10 protein-coding genes are annotated in these 16,911 nt (G+C 46.4%); 2 read left to right on the top strand and 8 right to left on the bottom strand.

What is annotated here, in order from left to right; translation table 11 throughout:
• The first annotated feature begins 11 nt into the window (after window positions 1–11).
• Window positions 12–3,764, top strand: a complete 3,753-nt coding sequence (locus QWZ17_RS11845) for a DUF6443 domain-containing protein (protein ID WP_290305425.1) — start codon at window positions 12–14, stop codon at window positions 3,762–3,764.
• 1,367 nt (window positions 3,765–5,131) lie between these two features.
• Complete coding sequence (locus QWZ17_RS11840) at window positions 5,132–5,701, top strand: hypothetical protein (RefSeq protein ID WP_290305424.1); 570 nt, start codon at window positions 5,132–5,134, stop codon at window positions 5,699–5,701.
• 421 nt (window positions 5,702–6,122) lie between these two features.
• On the opposite strand, the gene QWZ17_RS11835 is transcribed toward QWZ17_RS11840, so the two are convergent.
• The 8 genes from QWZ17_RS11835 to ahcY form a co-directional block, all read right to left on the bottom strand.
• Window positions 6,123–8,984, bottom strand: a complete 2,862-nt coding sequence (locus QWZ17_RS11835) for a M16 family metallopeptidase (protein ID WP_290305423.1) — start codon at window positions 8,982–8,984, stop codon at window positions 6,123–6,125.
• Between the two features lie 233 nt (window positions 8,985–9,217).
• Window positions 9,218–10,726, bottom strand: coding sequence for a M56 family metallopeptidase (locus QWZ17_RS11830; RefSeq protein WP_290305422.1), 1,509 nt, complete (start codon window positions 10,724–10,726; stop codon window positions 9,218–9,220).
• Window positions 10,723–11,094 (bottom strand): BlaI/MecI/CopY family transcriptional regulator, encoded by a 372-nt coding sequence (locus QWZ17_RS11825; RefSeq protein ID WP_290305421.1) that lies wholly within the window; start codon window positions 11,092–11,094, stop codon window positions 10,723–10,725. The genes QWZ17_RS11830 and QWZ17_RS11825 overlap by 4 nt, the downstream gene beginning before the upstream one ends.
• A gap of 240 nt (window positions 11,095–11,334) precedes the next feature.
• On the bottom strand, window positions 11,335–11,757 hold the full coding sequence (locus QWZ17_RS11820) for a hypothetical protein (RefSeq protein WP_290305420.1): 423 nt from the start codon (window positions 11,755–11,757) through the stop codon (window positions 11,335–11,337).
• A 328-nt stretch (window positions 11,758–12,085) separates the two neighbouring features.
• The gene (locus tag QWZ17_RS11815) at window positions 12,086–13,537 is read right to left on the bottom strand and encodes a gluzincin family metallopeptidase (protein WP_290305419.1); all 1,452 of its coding nucleotides are present in this window, start codon (window positions 13,535–13,537) and stop codon (window positions 12,086–12,088) included.
• Window positions 13,538–13,573: 36 nt separating this feature from the next.
• Window positions 13,574–13,990, bottom strand: coding sequence for a hypothetical protein (locus QWZ17_RS11810; RefSeq protein WP_290305418.1), 417 nt, complete (start codon window positions 13,988–13,990; stop codon window positions 13,574–13,576).
• A gap of 526 nt (window positions 13,991–14,516) precedes the next feature.
• A complete protein-coding gene (locus QWZ17_RS11805; RefSeq protein WP_290305417.1) occupies window positions 14,517–14,879 on the bottom strand; it encodes a DUF4844 domain-containing protein in 363 nt (120 codons plus the stop codon).
• A 178-nt stretch (window positions 14,880–15,057) separates the two neighbouring features.
• Window positions 15,058–16,374, bottom strand: coding sequence for an adenosylhomocysteinase (gene ahcY / locus QWZ17_RS11800; protein WP_290305416.1), 1,317 nt, complete (start codon window positions 16,372–16,374; stop codon window positions 15,058–15,060).
• Window positions 16,375–16,911 lie beyond the last annotated feature (537 nt).

Below are 16,911 nucleotides of genomic sequence, written 5' to 3'. Positions count from 1 at the left end.
ACAGCAAGACGATGAAAAACCTTAAAAAACCTATCATAGCGCTGTTTATGTCATTAGCAGGGGCTGTCAACTACGGGGCCTATGCCCAAATCAGCGGTTTTGTGCAGCAGGACGTGATCAAAAAGTCCAACGTAACTACCGATGAGCAGATCGGCGCGCTGCCTTTAACCCAAAAGGAGACCAAACGGGTCTATCTTGACCAGTTAGGGCGCCCTATCCAGACGGTAGATGTCCAGGCAAGCCATTCCCAGGTGGATATCATCCAGCCGGCGGCATATGACAACCTGGGCCGCGCAACCAAAAACTACCTGCCATATGCCGGCGGGAGCGGCGACGCCATTGGCAGCTACCGGGTCAACGCGGTTAACGACCAGGCTGCCTATTACAACAACGGCACCGGCGACAAGGTTGCCGACGACACCTCGCCCTTCAGCCAGCAGGTATTTGAAAACAGCCCGCTTCAACGTTTATTGAATTCGGGTTTGGTTGGCAGCGGCTTTCAGCCCGGCGTTGGCGGCAGCCATTACAAAACGCTCAGCTACCGCAGTAACAGCTCCACGGCCGATGGCAACATTATCATGTGGGGGCCCGATGGCAGCAACCAGGGCAACTACGGCGCAAATCTGCTATCGGTAGTTAGCGGCGTTGACGAGGACGGCCTGACAAACCTGACTTATACCGACAACGCGGGGCGCACCGTATTGAAACGGCAGGTATTCAGCAGTTCGGTTAACTACGATACCTACTATATTTACAACAACGCCGGGATGGTTAGTTACGTGGTGCCTCCCAAAGCCACGGCGCTACTTATTCCCAACAGCAGCTATACCTTAAGCACCCCGGCGGTGGCCAGCCTGCTGCACCAGTATTTTTACGATAACCTGGGCCGGGTGGTTAAAAAAGTAATTCCATCGCGGGGTACGCTTACTATTGTCTACGACCCGCTCAACCGTCCCGTCCTGACGCAGGACAACAACATGGCCGCCAACCACCAGTGGAACTACATCAAGTACGATGCAAAGGGAAGGGCAATAAGCCAGGGGATTTACACCAATACCGGGTATGACAACACGACCATTCAGGCCTATGTGTCTGGACTGGCCCTCTACAGTACCTATTGGTACGAGAGCCGGGCCAATGCCCCAGCAACCGGTTATTATACCAACAACTCCTTCCCGGTTAGCGGCACTTCCGCCAACGTCCCGCTGGCCTTCAGCTATTTCGAGGACTACGACCTGAAACGGGACGGCAGCGCGCCGTTTGCCTACGCTACCCAAAGTATTACCGGCGAAAGCGCGCAAACCGCCCTGCCCATGAAAGGCGTGCCTACCATGACGCGTACCGCCTCTGTTGGCTCCGGCCTAAGCGTATGGCTGCTAAGGGTGATGTTTTATGACGATAAGGGCCACCTGATCCAGACACGCAGCAATAACCAGCTGAACTACAGCCAGGATGTACTTACCGACAACCAGACCGTCATCCTTGACCCCTTTACGGGCGTGATTAACAAAACCAGTGTAGCCAAGGTTACCGGCGCGGGCGCAGCCAATACGCAAACCGTGCTCACCAGCCTGACGTACGACCACCGGAACCGCGTGAACACCGTAGACCAGGTTTACAACGGCGGGGCCGTACAGCATATAGCAAGCTACAGCTACAACGAGCTTGGGCAGGTGGTCGACAAGAAGCTCGGGGGCAACGCCGCTCTGACCAGCTGGCTGCAGTCGGTTGACTACCGCTTCAACATACGGGGGCAGCTCACCAGTATCAATAACAGCAAGCTGAGCAATGACGGCGTGCTGAATGACGACGGCAACGATCTTTTTGGCATGCAGCTGTATTATGACGGCAATGACGGCAACCTCAGCAGCACGGGCTATTACAACGGGCGGCCCAACTCGGTGAAATGGATGAGCAAGGATGCGGGGGGCAACAGCAGCAGCGAGAGGGGCTATGTGTATGCCTACGACCAGGCCGGCCGCTACGTTTCGGCCGCTTACAAGGAAAGGGCTGCCGGAGCCACCTCTGCCTTCACCGCGACGCATGGCTGGGACGAAGCTGTCAATGGGTATGACGAGAACGGCAATATCAGCCTCCTGCAGCGTAACGCCACCACGCAGGGTTCGGGAACCTACACGCAGGTGGACAACCTCGTTTTCACTTATGACCCCAGCAATGCCAACCAGCTGAAAACGGTAACCGACGGCACGGGGGCAAATTATACGGCAGGGTTTCGTAACTATACGGGATCGACCTTAAGCTATACCTATGACGGCAATGGCAACCTGACAGGCGACCCCTATAAAGGACTTACTTTCGGACCTTACAATGTTCTCAACCGGATTGATAAAATCACGTTCACCTGGGCAGCCACGGGCAGGTATATCGACTATACGTACGACGGAGCCGGGCAGCTGATCCGCAAGCGACAGTACGACAACAGCGCGCTTACAACCACTACCGATTACATAGATGGTTTCGTATATTTGAACGGCACCATCAGCTACCTGCCCATGCCGGAGGGCAGGGTGCGCAACATCGGCAGTTCTTTGAAACCCGAATACGTCATCAGCGACCAGCAGGGCAACGCCCGCGTCAGCTTCGAGGACAACGGCAGCGGGGTGGCGGTTGTGCGGCAGGAGAACAGCTACTACGCCAGCGGGCTGATCATGCCGGGCAGCCCGGTAGCTATGCCCACTATGGACAACAAACAGCTTTACAATGGAGGTAGTGAGTGGCAGAGGGACTATGCCACCCTGCCGGATTACTACCAAACCTTCTACAGGAACTATGACCCGGCGATTGCCAGGTGGGTTGGTGCAGACCCGATGGCGGAGGCTACCGGTGAGTTAACACCTTACCAATACAGTAACAACAATCCCGTTGTGTTTAATGACCCGATGGGGGACCTCACCGGCGGAGGAGCAAGCGATTACGCAATACCAAGGCAGCACTCGTCAAACCCTGTTGACGATTTTAATGAGTGGATGCAGGTGACAAGCGAAGCCATGTCGGTGGCTGCTCAGCTTCAGCAACAGGGTGCGGGAGGCCCGACGCTGTATACTGACATATACAACCAAATTGCATCAGCTCATGGTTTTTTTGGAGGCTCCGGCCAAAACTCCAAAGCCTATAGCGGATTGTACAGTGTTAGTTATCAAACTACCGTCCTGATTGGCGATCCTGATGCATCGAATGGCATCGGATATAGGACGTCGAGCCATACCGTCACAATCGATGCTCATCAAAGAGGAGACATGTATCCAGGCCTTGGGGGCAATTCTTACGCCAATCAGAATTCGTCGCCACCCAGTTTTAACCCGCTTGACGGTTTAAGCCAGATATCAAATATGGGTACCGTCCTTTTTGGTAGCAGCGGAATTGGAATTCAAGCAATTAGGCAATTTGAAAATGGTCAGGGGCCGAAACTATTGGCTAGAGTGCTCGGATTTGGAACTCAGCGTACTGCCGATGCATTGAGAGAAACGGTGGGATACATTAATACTATCGGTAAGTATACTGGGTATGCCGGGCAGGCGTTAAATACATATATTTATTTCAGTAAATTAACCGATTCTAAGGCCAAGCTGACAACAGGCGACCATGTGGGATTTTGGACAGGAACGGCTGTATGGGGTGCGTCATTAATATTTTCTGCTAATCCTATCGTTCTTGGAGGTGCTCTAGTATATGGAGCAGTAGAGCTCGGTTCGTGGGCCTACAACGGGAAATCAATTGAACAGAATATTTTTGATAAAAATTAAATTATGTTAGTGGATTTTATGTTGTTTATTACGCACAAATTTTTGGTTATAACCAAAAATCTAGATTCAAAAAATTTTACGAGAAGGAGTATCAATACAGTTTCATGGATGATTTGTAATATATTTTTGGCATTGTTTTTTTCATTTTATATGCTTATGATAAGTAAGCAACTTGTTAACCACAGCAAGTTTGTAGTTTTTTTAGCCATTTCGCTTTCTTTTATATCGGTTAATGTCTTCTTAAGCAGAAGATATCGTCACGAAAAATATAGCTCAGTGATACTTGAAATGGAGAGAAAGTATATATACAGCAACTTTAAAATTTGTGTATTATTCTGTATATTCTTGCTTGTCCCGCTATTTTCGTTAGGTGGGGGGGTTCTCTTTTTAAGGAATTTTCTTTATAAATAAGCGAACTGAAGGGGATGTGCAGCGATATGAAAATAGGGTGCAAAGCAGTAAGCCGAGCGAGCGCAATTGTGATAGCGACAACCCGGCGGGAATACCTTCGCTGTCGTTCGTAGCGTCCCGTTGTTTGAATGTCACTGAACGAACGGCTAATAAAAAACACCCTATACAGGGTGTTGGGGTTGACGGTTTGGCAACTGTAGCCACACATCTTCGATGAGTTTTTTGTATCTGGATAGGCAACGGGCTTGCCCCGCTCCCAGCGCATTGCCGCGTCCTCTGAAACGGAAAGGTGCCTCGCGCATTCCAGTTGTTTGTAGTCTTCCGCTGTTCGAATGTCTCCGACTTCGAACGGCTATGCTTGTAGTTTGTAACTACAGTTGAATTAGATAAAAGTAATGTTGTAAAATAAACAGAGCCTGGCCGTGATGCCGGGCCTTGTTATTTATAAGCCAATTTTGTTTTGGCATGCTGGATAAGGCCGTCAATAGAATACATGATGTGACTTTTATCCCCATCAGGGAGTTTTTGGATAGAAACGACTTTGTCCAAGATGGATTGATCAAGTTCTGCATATGTCTGCCTCAGCAGGCGCACGCGTGCCGCGCGTGCCCAACATGCTAAGTATACGCTAACCCACCCGGATGTTTAACCACATCAGGGTGTTTTTGTTTAACGGGGTTTCGCAATAGGGATAGTAGCGGATACCGGCCAATAGCCTAAGGCCTTGCGGGCGTATGAGCGCATAGCCCGGACCGCAGGTATTGCCATTTTCAAATTCAAAAGCTAAAATTCAAAAGTCAAAATGCTGGGCAATATGGCTACCCATTAAAGTTTCATCCCACCCCTGTAACATAACCCCTCCTATTGCATCTTATTCCCAATTATAAATCATCGCGCCGAACCTAATGCTTAAAAAATATGCAGTTTTAATAGGGATAATAGTTTCCTGTGTTTTTATGGCGATAGCTATCTGGCTTTATCCCGGCGGTACAAGGTTTGATGAAACTACCGTTGGTTTTAGCTGGGGCAAAAACTTTATCAGTAACCTGTTTGCCGAAAGGGCTTTAAGTGGTGCCGAAAACCCGGCTACGGTTTGGGCTTACCTCGGCATGATTTTGTTCCCGGTTAGTTATGCTATGTTTTTTGTAAACATGGCCAACAAAATACCCGATAAAAACGCGGCCTTCATTATAAAGTATGGCGGTTTGGCCAATGTTCCTTTTACTTTTTTAACGGTAACCCACCTGCACGATTTAATGCTGATTATTTCGTCGTCACTGTTTTGGACTTGTATCATCTGCATTACGGTTATTATTTTCAAAACAAAGCTTCAGCTGTTTAAATTGCTGTGCGTTATTTGTGTATTGCTTTTTTACTATGGGGTTTACCTGTGGGGCACCAGTAATTGGGACTTGTTGCCTATTATTCAAAAGGTAAATTTTGTTACCTCGACCTTGTTGATTTTGGGGTTGGAGTATTTTACCAAGGCGGAGGATTTTGCTGGTATTAATGTTAAGAAGAGATAAGGGTTAATCAATCGGGGTTGCCTTACTGCCGTAAACACATCCCCGCATTCCCGCACGTCCCTGCCGCACCCCTTCTCAAGAAGGGAGCTTTTTAAAACACATGATGTTTATCTGCCCTGCGGGGTGCTGAAATAAATCAGCATGACTTCTGTTAAAAAAGGGGGACTGTCACCCTGAGCCTGTCGAAGGGTCGCGCGTAGAGGCCTTTGCCCGCGTGCTTCGACAGGCTCAGCATGACCCGTTTTTGGCAATGTGATTCGCTCTTTCAGAATTCGCGAATCTCATTATTCAGCATGACTTTTGTTTTTCCGGTTTCTTCCCTAACCTCGCACCCCCGAACCTTGACCCTGGCAACCCATCCCCACAAAAAAGCCTCCCCGAAAAAGTTCAGAGAGGCTTTTGCAGTAATTGTAACCCTTGCTTATTGCTTCGGCTTTCCGTCTGCATCAAGCTCCACAATGGGATAGCCTAATTTTTGCAGACCGGGCAGTATGCGGACTTTATCTCCCACTACCAGGATCACCATTTTATCGGTATCGAGGTATTTGGTGGCCAGCGCGTTAATTTCTGCCGGGGTAATGGTTGATAGGATTTTGTTTTGCTCGTCAACATAGGTTGGCTTCAAATCGTAATCGAGGATGCGCGATAGAAAGGCCGCTTTTTGGGCGTTGGTTTCATAACGGCGGGCATCGCTTTGGCCTATCGAGGTTTGGGTAAATTTCAACTCCTCGGGCGTAATACCGTTTTGGCGATAGTTGCGGATCTCTTTCATAAACTCAACTACCGAGCTGTCTGTAGCGGTAGCCAGCACACCTGCCGACGCGGTGAAATCACCACCAAATTTGCCCGATGAAAAGCCCGAGCGGGCACCGTAGGTCCACCCGCGTTTTTCGCGCAGGTTAAGGTTAATGTGGCTGTTAAAAGCACCACCTAAAATGTAGTTGGCTATGCCCAATTTGTAATACTCACCGGTGGCATCATAGTTAAGGCCATCCAGGTAACCAATCCTTATTTCGGATTGTGCAGCGCCGGGGATATCAACCAGGTAAAGCGTGGTTTTATCAAAGCTTTTGCCACCTGCCGGGGTAGGGATAGTTACTTTTTTGGCAGCCCATGAGTTTAAAAACGCTAACTGACCGCGTGCTGTACCTTCGTTAACATCGCCAACAACAACAATGCGGGTTTCTGTTGGGGTAAAGTAGTTATCGTAATAGTCCTGCACGTCCTGCAGGGTAATGGCTGCAACGGTTTCTTCATTACCGCCGGTGGCGTAGGTGCGTACATTATCGGTACCGTAAAGAATTTTATTGTATACCGATGAAGCTACCCCTGCCGGTTGTGTTTTGGCTTGTTTTAAACCCTCAATGGTTTGTTTTTTAAGCCTGTCTAAAGCATCCTGGGTAAACTTAGGGCTCAGCAGTTTTTCCTGCAACAACTGCATGGTTTTCGGCAGATTTTTGGTTAGCGACGATACGTTTACCGTAATATCTTCATTGCCGGCGTACACGCTGATATCGCTGCCCAGCTTATCCAGTTCTGACGAGAACTGCTCGGCAGTGTAGTTTTTGGTTTCCTCGTTCATCATACGGGCTACCATACCGGCCAGGCCTGCTTTTGCCGGGTTATTAACCGCGTATAAGCCGCCACCTTTAATGGTAATTGACATGGATACCGATGGGATCTCGTTATTTTGCGTACCGATGATTTTGATGCCATTTGGCGTAGTGGCATTCCATATGGCCGGCACTTTAATAGCCGGGTTTGCACCTACACCAGGTTTAACCGAACGATCAAAGTTATCTGTCGCTTTGTGATAGGTTAAGCCGTTGTAACCATAATCGGGTGCTTTGTACCCAGTGGTATTAATGGTATAATTATCTGGTGCTACAGGTTGTATAGTGCCACCTTTGGGCAATACACTTAATATTACGGCAGGTTTGCCTTTAATGTATTTGTTATACACGCGTATTACATCCTCTTTGGTTACCGCGCGGATATCGGCCAGCTCGCGGCCAATCTGGTTTGGTTCGCCGGTTAAGTATTGGGCCTGGGCCAGTTCAGATGCCTTGCCGCTCACGCTGGATAGGCTGTTGATATAGTTAGCTTCGGAGCTTGCCTTAAAGCGGGTAAGGGCCTCATCGCTTACGCCGGTTTTTTCAAATTCGGCAAAAGCTTCATCCACTGTTTTTTTAGCATCCGCCAGCGTAAGGCCCGGGAAAGGCAATACACGGATGCCAATTTCGCCGGCCAGTTCGGTATTTGACGAACTCATGGAAGCTTGTGCCGCCTTGCGGGTTTTCACCAGGTTTTTATACAGGATGGAATTACGCCCCTGCCCGATAATTTCTGACAGGGCATCCAATGCCGACATATCTTTATCATAAACCTTTACGCCAGGATAAGTAATAGCCAGCAAAGGCAATTTAGCGTAGTTATCCGTGTACGATACATACCTATCGGCAGTTAATACCGGCGCGGGCAAACTCATGTTTTTAACCACCGGGCCACGCGGAATACCACCAAAATATTTGGTTACCCAGGCCAGTGTTTGTTTAGGATCTAAATCGCCGCCAATAGTGATGGTAGCATTGTTAGGCCCATACCAGCGCAAAAAGAAGTTCTTTAAATCATTAACGCCAACCTTGTTCAACTCCTCAATATAGCCGATGGTTAACCACGAGTATGGGTGCCCGTAAGGGTACAAAGTTTTAGAAGTGTATTCGCTCGACAGACCATAAGGACGGTTATCATAGTTTTGACCGCGTTCGTTTTTTACGGTAGCGCGTTGTACTTCAAATTTTTGCTGCGTAACGGCATCAAGCAAAAAGCCCATGCGGTCGCTTTCCAGCCAAAGCATTTTTTCCAGTTGGTTGGCGGGTACCGTTTCAAAGTAATTGGTACGATCCCGGTTGGTTGATCCGTTAAGGGTACCACCGGCTTCGGTAATAATTTTAAAGTGATCGCCATTGGCCACGTGATCGCTACCCTGGAACATCATGTGCTCAAAAAAGTGCGCGAAGCCCGATTTGCCAATCTCTTCCCTTGCCGAACCTACGTGGTAGGTAATATCCACATGCACCAGCGGGTCCGAATGATCTTCGGCCAGTATCACGGTTAAGCCGTTTGGCAATACATATTTTTCAAAGGGAATCACCAGCTCGGTGCCCTTGCGGGTTACTTTTTCAACAAGTTTGGGCTGCCCGCCGGTAGTTTGGGCCATTGCCGAAAGCGATATCAACGCCACCGCGGGCAGCATTAACGCGCTTTTTAAAGGTTTAATCATGGTCAGTCGGTATTACTTAAAAGTTTAATATTATAATATTAATTACGAACCTAATATTATGGATTTTTAAGGAAAGCGAGGGAGAGAGGGTGGGATTGTAACTGATTTGTGACAGATATATAGGCATAATATGCTTGTGCGTTTACCCATATATCGTTTAACAAAAAGGCACGGTTTAAAACCATGCCCTTTTGATTAATATGAAGCAGAACTTTTCAGCTTTCGCCTTTAACCTAAAATACCGCCGGTACGCTCCTGGTAAACATCCTGCTTTCGTTACGTTCGGCGAGAGTTTGTTTAAGGTAGGTTGCATAATGATCTGTTGTCATAAGGTCAACCTGGTAATGGTAATATTTGTAATTGATAGCGTGGGGCGTTAACCTGCTTACAAACAATTGCATAAAATCGGCAGGTTTATAATTTGCCAGGTCGGCGTTGTTGATATGCTTATCGTTAAGCCATACACCGAATTTTTTAGGGTCCTTAAAAGCGTTCAATTCCGCTTGCGTCACTTTAGACATCGGCAGCGGCGGTGATGGCAGCATAAAACCAATACGCTGTTGTTGTTGCTGTGCGATGCTCATATGTTTAAAAATATCTATCATCCGGGCTCTATCTGTTGGTGTAACCTTGATCTGGCTGGGTTTATGCGCATTTAAATCCTTAAGGTATTTGTTTACCAGGGCCGTGTACTCATCAACAGCTGTTTGCGCAACTCCTTCTTTGCTGTGCGGATATTTAGGATAATCGGGTACTATCAGCTGAGGCCATTTTACAGGTTGTAAAGTGTCGCCACCTTTGTAAATAACTATGTTACTAAGTTTACCAACTCTGGGTTTAGGCTGCTTATCGCTGCTTACCATGTTGCAAAACAGCACAAAGGCCGCACCCATCATAGTAAAAATTGCCAGGCTGCTTAATACAGCAGTTAAGGCCGATGTTTTTTTAGTCATCATGATTAAACGTTTTTTGGTTAGTGAATAGTTAAACTGACTGGTTATGCCCAGGCCCGCGTTATCGCCCAGGCTGTTGAGGAGTAAATATTGGTAAGCCCTGATATCTGCGTTATTGTTAAGTACCGCTTCGTCGGCCAAAAATTCGTGATTAAGTTGAATGGCCCTGCGGTAGAATATTATAAAAGGATTAAACCAGCAAAATACCTGTATCAGCTCCATGAAAAGAACATCGGCCGAATGAGATTGCCGCGCATGAGCCAGTTCATGTTTCAATATAATTACAGCAATTTCTCCGCCGCGGTAATCGGCATCATTCAAAAAAATATAGTTAAAAAAAGTATGGGGCATTACTTTGTCAGGTACCAGCACCAGGCTTTGCCTGCCATAATTCACATTAATATTTTTGACTATGGCCTGCCAAATATTGTACAGGTTTTTAAGAAACCTAACCAGTAATAATCCTGTAATAAGGGTATAAGTTATAAATAATATAAAACCCCAATTAATGGTTGGTGCGTTAGTTATGGGTATATCCGGGCGCATATCGGTCTTTGGCATAACAACATCCTGTATTACCATAACCTGTTGCTGCATGGTTACAGCGGCCGGCATAAATAACGAAGGGCGCTGCTCAATAGTAATAAAAGGCACCGCTAAGGCAAACATTACAGCCGCCAGCAAATAGCCCCTGTTAAAGTGGTACATGGCCTTATTTTTTAACAGCAAATGATATATAAACAGCAGCAATCCCGAGCAGGCTACAAATTTTAAAAGGTAAGAGATCATTTTTTGCTCCTTTCTATCTGGTCGTCAATAATTTTTTTAAGGCTTTCCAGTTCGGTGGTGGTGAGGTTGGTTTCTTTGGTAAAAAAAGAAGCGAACTGCAAGGCCGAACTGCCAAAGAAATCATTGATCAATGATTTTACATGCTTTGAAAAATAATCTTCCTTTTTTACCAGCGCGTAATATTGTCTTGAATTGCCCATGAGGTTATACGCTACAAAGCCCTTGTTTTGCATCCGCTTAAGTAAGGTGGCAATGGTGGTGGTGGCCGGCTTGGGTTCGGGATAATCGTCGATAATATCCTTCATGAAAATTTCTTTTTTGGCCCAAATAAGTTCCATTAATTGTTCTTCGGTCTTGGTTAGTTTCATATTGCTCTATGAATTTAGAATTTACTCTACAAATGTAGAATAATAAATTAAAAAAACAAACTTTGGGGAGGAGAATCAAGAGATAAGAGTCAAGAATTAAGACAGCTGCGCTTGGAGTAAGGATGGAAGGACGAAAGAATAAGGACCGAAGGCCGAGGAAAAAGGGAAAGACTTAAGAAGCTAATAGAATACCAGGTTCAAAATCCTTGCTCCTTTGTCCTTACATCCTTACTCCATAAATTAAAACATCCTGCTTCTTTTTTTTCTGATAACGGGTAAACCATCCTCATTGATATCCACATGATGGGTGGCGTTCGGTACGGATGAAAGTCCGTCGCCGCCTATTTCCTGATTATCGGCCAGGTTACGTACAAAATGATCGGCATCGCTTTCAAGGGATTTTTCGTCCTCCTGACTATTTAGCGCGGTAATTTTGTCGTGGGCATCAACGTGTACCTGTAAACTAAGCGGGATAGGAATATAATACTGCTTATCATCGGCAAGGGTCACCGGGTGCAGCTTATTAGCGTTTACGGCTAAGCTGCCGTCTGCTTCCTGGGTATAATTCAGCATTTCATAGCCTTTTTGCTTGAGCTGCTCTTTAATGTCGTTTTGCATGGCGGCTGCTTTTAAAAAGGCAGCCGGATTACCGGCTGCCCTCATGGTATAGTAAAGATATATAAATTGGATGAAACCTTAAAAGTTGTAAAAAAGCAAAGCTCGCACCTCTATAAAGAGCAACGCAGCAATAACCCATTGGTTTTAGACAGGCGCTCGCTTAAACGCTGGCTATGACTCACCCGGTCTACGCTTCGCTGGACCACCCTCTCTCCGGCTAAAGCCGCAAAGAGGGTGGAAGAAAAAATAAGACCAAATCTTCCCGCCCCTCTATGCGGCGAAGCCGGAGAGAGGGGAAGACGGGCGTAGCCTCGTCGGGGTGAGTTGTCTGCGCCGGGTTCAAGCCATGATATTTTTGTTTTTAAACATACCTTTACATATGCTTTAAGCCACAATCAATACGCATCCTTTTTAGTACCATTACATCGCCTTCGGCCACCAATTCATGTGTGTGGTGATAGTGTACCGGGGGGGCGCTGCCGGTTATACTTTTTACCGTGTAAACAGGGTCGGGCTGCTTAGGGTTTTTAAGTTTGCCTCGCCGTATCAGGTCTTCCAAAAACGCCTTTGCCTGTAACTCTTCAGAAACAGGTTGCAACGGACCAACATCAAGGGCGGCACCTGTAATATTAAACCGCTTAGGCTCCACTGCCGAGTGTACCATGATCGACTCGCTGCCCAAACCATATTCCGATACGGATATCGCCATCTTAGGCAAATCGTGGCTTTCAGTCATAGGTTCAACCATGGCTGCAATACTTGTGGTAACTTGCTGGGTAATGCTTTGACTGCTTGCTGCCGAAATGATACCGTGTTTAACAAATGAACCCTTGAGCGCATCTGAATATGGACCTGGAAAAAGTGAGCTTGCAGCGGCAATCATTTTAACCGCAACCTGGCTATAAAAGGTAGATACTACCGATGCCGCGCGGATGCCGGCAATCAGTATTTTACCCATATCAATACTTACCTGCAATAAATTAGGTTCATCCTGTGCGGGTAGTGTGTGGAACATACGGGCAAGGCCTTCAAAAAAAGCAGAGGTGAACACGCGTGAAAATGAGTGCGGCTCTGATGATAAACTGGTTGCGGGGGCGTTTGAAGGCAACGTGTTAGGGTCGCGGTAAAAAAACGCGTTTACGGCATTGCGCAAGCAATCCGGTTCAACCAGGGTAGGGTGCCCCTGCCTTATGGCCCATCCCAATTGCTCGGCCAGGCGAGACAGGCTCGAATTAGCGTATAGCGAATAACTGGTTTCGGCCAGTACATCATGACGCAAGCTGGGCACCTGCAAGGCGCACAAAATAGCGCTCATATCGCCAAACGACTCATGAAAGGCGCCTATTTCAATACTGGCGGCATCCCAAAGCTGTGGTTTAATGGCATCCAAAGTGGCGTGCCCCTGTTCGTGACAAACAATATCGGGGCTTTCGCCAGAGTAAACCGTACGCGAACCTACCTGCCCCTGAAAAAAGCGCAGGCCTACACGATCATAATAAGCGTTAAAGTCTTCGCCGTGGTAAAGATCTACCGGCAGTACCTTCCCTACCTGCCATTGAACGCCCGGCAACAAGGCTCCCCAATAAGTAGAGGCGCGTTCAAGCGCAGCCGCGGCAGCCCAGTAACGAAATTCGGCCGTACCCGGCGAGTAAACCTTTGCGGCAGGTGCCTTTGAAGGATTTGATATTTTAGTGGGCAAAGTACCCGCGCTTAGTTTTGGCTCATTAATCTGGATCATTGGGCCGCCATCGGGCTGCGCTCCCGAACCAGGATCTTGCTGCCAGGCAGAAATGCTGACCGGCAACTTAGGTTTTGTTGTTTTCATATCAATTGATTTAAGGTATTTGTTAAAAACAGAATTTTAATCGCCTTTATAAACAAAGGGGATAATGAAGGTCCAGGTGATTACCAGCAAAGAGCCAACCCAGGCCTGGTAAAATGCCAAGGAAGCAAATACGCCACCCAAGGTATACAGCCAGATAATGAAGGAAACGGCCGAGATGAATACAGCTGACCATTGCGGCGGCGTACTACTTGCGCCGCCGGTATCACCGCGGGTACCATAGGCACGCAAAACTACCAGCATAACCAGGCAGGCTGCAGACCATGCCCATAATGCCGTGTTGTTGTTTTTGGGGATAACGCCCTGCCCCGTAACATAAATACTAATGATTTCGCCCGGTATTAATTTAACCAGTCGTTCGTAATAAGGCGACTCTTCGGTGCTACCGGCCACGCCCATTTTTTGTTTGTTAATACGTAATGATGCAATACTCATGATGGTTTGATATTATTAGGTTTATTTGCTAATTAGGCACCTAATCATAGTAGACAATAACAGCCAGGGCGCTGCATTTATCATACCCACAGATATTTGATTTAGGTTGGTATAAATATAAACACTTATTAACTAATACAACAATAGTGTTTAAAAAAACTTTTTTGATGAGGGGGGGGCCAATTTTAGTTCACAATAAAATGAAAGCCATCTTAAAGCATGACGCCCGCTTTGCATAAGGGCCACAAGGCTGGAGCTGTAGCCAGGGGTCGCTTTTAGAATTTCATAACTCGCTTAGGCTCAAGCCATCTTGCTTATTCCTTTTTCCGCCCCATAAATGGGACGGCAATGAATTTCCAAATAGCTTTCAAGTCTGATTTTTGAAAATTCAATGCCGTTTTGGCTTTAGCCAACGGTTTGCGGGAACATTAGGAGAGGTGACTTTAGCCCCAAATTTCAATGTTGTCTTCTAAAAGTGATCGCTATGGAACGGTAACGTTGTGTGTACAAGAAAACAGCATAGCTGTTACTCAAAATCAACACCGTAAACCCAATTATTTAATATACCATTGGAGCTTTCAAGATTTACACAATCCATTATCGATTCAATGTAATTGCATACCATTTCCTGATCTTCAGTGTCCATATAGCCAATTTCGGCATCAAACCGGGCGGTACCGGCGGCTATATCGCTGCAAAATTTAGCTTCGGTTGGTCCATTATTAACAGTGTCTAAAAAATCGGCTGCTACCTGGTTTATTAAGGCGTTAAACTGCGGCTTTAACTCAGGATCGGCCAAGCCATTAAACAGGCCATCGGGATCGCCCACAAACTTATCTTGTTGTATAAAATCATTTAGCAGCGCTATGGCATTAGGATTAACTTTCATAAGTGTTTAGAATATCGGCCGGAAAGTTAGCAATATGCTTTTAAATCTGCTATAATAGCTAAAGTGGGTGGGTGTTAAAATAAATCCGGCATGACTAACTTTTTAACAAAGTATTTCCAACAAAAAAGGCACGGTCGTAAAACCATGCCTTTTTGAATTTTTACTTTTGAATTTTGACTTAGTACCTGTAGTACTCCGGTTTAAACGGACCTGCAACAGCTACACCGATATAATCGGCCTGATCCTGATCTAAAACTTCCAGTTCAACGCCAATTTTGGCAAGATGTAAGCGGGCAACTTTTTCATCAAGGTGTTTTGGCAGGGTGTAAACTTCGTTTTTGTAAGCCGAACCGTTTGTCCAAAGCTCTAACTGGGCCAAAGTTTGATTGGTGAATGAGTTACTCATTACAAAGCTTGGGTGCCCTGTAGCACAGCCTAAGTTTACCAAACGACCTTCAGCTAAAACGATAACGTCGCTGCCATCGATAGTATATTTATCAACCTGTGGTTTAATTTCAATTTTGGTATTGCCATAAGCGCCGTTTAACCAGGCCATGTCAATCTCGTTATCAAAGTGACCAATGTTACAAACAATAGCTTTATCTTTCAAAGCACGGAAATGCTCTTCGCGCACAATGTTTTTGTTACCTGTAGCGGTAACCACAATATCAGCTTCTTTAATAGCAGTACCTAATTTTTTAACCTCAAAGCCTTCCATAGCTGCCTGTAAAGCGCAGATAGGGTCAATTTCGGTAACAATAACACGTACGCCAGAGTTGCGTAACGAATCGGCAGAACCTTTACCTACGTCGCCATAGCCACAAACAACAGCTACTTTACCGGCCATCATTACGTCAGTTGCACGACGGATAGCGTCAACCAACGATTCGCGGCAACCATATTTGTTATCAAATTTTGATTTGGTAACCGAGTCATTAACGTTAATAGCCGGCATTGGTAATGTACCTGCTTTCATACGCTCATATAAACGGTGCACACCGGTAGTAGTTTCTTCTGATAAACCTTTAATACCGGCAATCAGCTCAGGGTATTTATCCAATACCATATTGGTTAAATCGCCACCATCGTCAAGGATCATGTTCAATGGCTTGCGATCTTCGCCAAAGAATAAAGTTTGTTCAATACACCAGTCAAATTCTTCGGCGTTCATACCTTTCCAGGCGTAAACAGAAGTACCGGCAGCAGCAATAGCGGCAGCGGCATGATCCTGGGTTGAAAATATGTTACATGACGACCAGGTAACTTCGGCACCCAGTTCAATCAATGTTTCAATTAATACCGCGGTTTGGATGGTCATGTGTAAGCAACCTGCAATACGCGCGCCTGCTAAAGGCTTGCTTGCACCAAACTCGGCACGCAATGCCATAAGGCCCGGCATTTCTGCTTCGGCCAATTCAATCTCTTTACGACCCCATTCGGCTAATGAAAAGTCTTTTACCTTGTATTTGGTATATACCGTCTCTACTGATGACATTTTTCTTTTATTTTTTGTGCAAATTTAACTTATAAGTTTGTCAAAACGAAATACGTATTTAGCAGCGGATTGGACGTGTAGAAGAGAGATTTTTTATTGTTGAAGCATCGGCGCGCACCAGCTCCCTTCTTGAGAAGGAGTGCGGCGGGGAAAGCGCGCGAATGCGGGGATGTGTTATGGTGCTTTAGTTTAACCCACTGCCAGTCGCTTTGTTCCTTTGTTTATGGAGTTTAAAAATTAAGATATAGAATGTACCCTCGGAGATTATGGAATATTGGACAAATTGATATACTCCAAAACAACATCCCCGACGAAAGCATTTTTTGAATTTTAACTTTTGAATTTTGAATTTAAAATGGCAATACCTGCGGTCCGGGCTATGCACTCATACTGCGCAAGGCATTAGCCACAGGCCGGTATCCGTTTCTATCCCTATTGCGATGATTCGTTTCACAAAAGAGTTGCGGGGTATTTGAGCGCGGGTAACTTTGTTAGAAGCCTACCTTGCATGCGGGTCACAAGGCTGGAGCTCTTCGG

Source organism: Mucilaginibacter flavus (genome assembly GCF_030409315.1).
GTDB classification, from domain to species: Bacteria; Bacteroidota; Bacteroidia; order Sphingobacteriales; family Sphingobacteriaceae; genus Mucilaginibacter; species Mucilaginibacter flavus.
This window is presented reverse-complemented; position numbering and strand designations above follow the sequence as displayed.

What these genes read in the sequence shown, in the direction of transcription:
- QWZ17_RS11845 (WP_290305425.1), top strand. Translation starts at nt 12, where the DNA reads ATGAAAAACCTTAAAAAACCTATCATAGCGCTGTTTATGTCATTAGCA.
- QWZ17_RS11840 (WP_290305424.1), top strand. Translation starts at nt 5,132, where the DNA reads ATGGCGATAGCTATCTGGCTTTATCCCGGCGGTACAAGGTTTGATGAA.
- QWZ17_RS11835 (WP_290305423.1), bottom strand. Translation starts at nt 8,984, where the DNA reads ATGATTAAACCTTTAAAAAGCGCGTTAATGCTGCCCGCGGTGGCGTTG.
- QWZ17_RS11830 (WP_290305422.1), bottom strand. Translation starts at nt 10,726, where the DNA reads ATGATCTCTTACCTTTTAAAATTTGTAGCCTGCTCGGGATTGCTGCTG.
- QWZ17_RS11825 (WP_290305421.1), bottom strand. Translation starts at nt 11,094, where the DNA reads ATGAAACTAACCAAGACCGAAGAACAATTAATGGAACTTATTTGGGCC.
- QWZ17_RS11820 (WP_290305420.1), bottom strand. Translation starts at nt 11,757, where the DNA reads ATGAGGGCAGCCGGTAATCCGGCTGCCTTTTTAAAAGCAGCCGCCATG.
- QWZ17_RS11815 (WP_290305419.1), bottom strand. Translation starts at nt 13,537, where the DNA reads ATGAAAACAACAAAACCTAAGTTGCCGGTCAGCATTTCTGCCTGGCAG.
- QWZ17_RS11810 (WP_290305418.1), bottom strand. Translation starts at nt 13,990, where the DNA reads ATGAGTATTGCATCATTACGTATTAACAAACAAAAAATGGGCGTGGCC.
- QWZ17_RS11805 (WP_290305417.1), bottom strand. Translation starts at nt 14,879, where the DNA reads ATGAAAGTTAATCCTAATGCCATAGCGCTGCTAAATGATTTTATACAA.
- ahcY (WP_290305416.1), bottom strand. Translation starts at nt 16,374, where the DNA reads ATGTCATCAGTAGAGACGGTATATACCAAATACAAGGTAAAAGACTTT.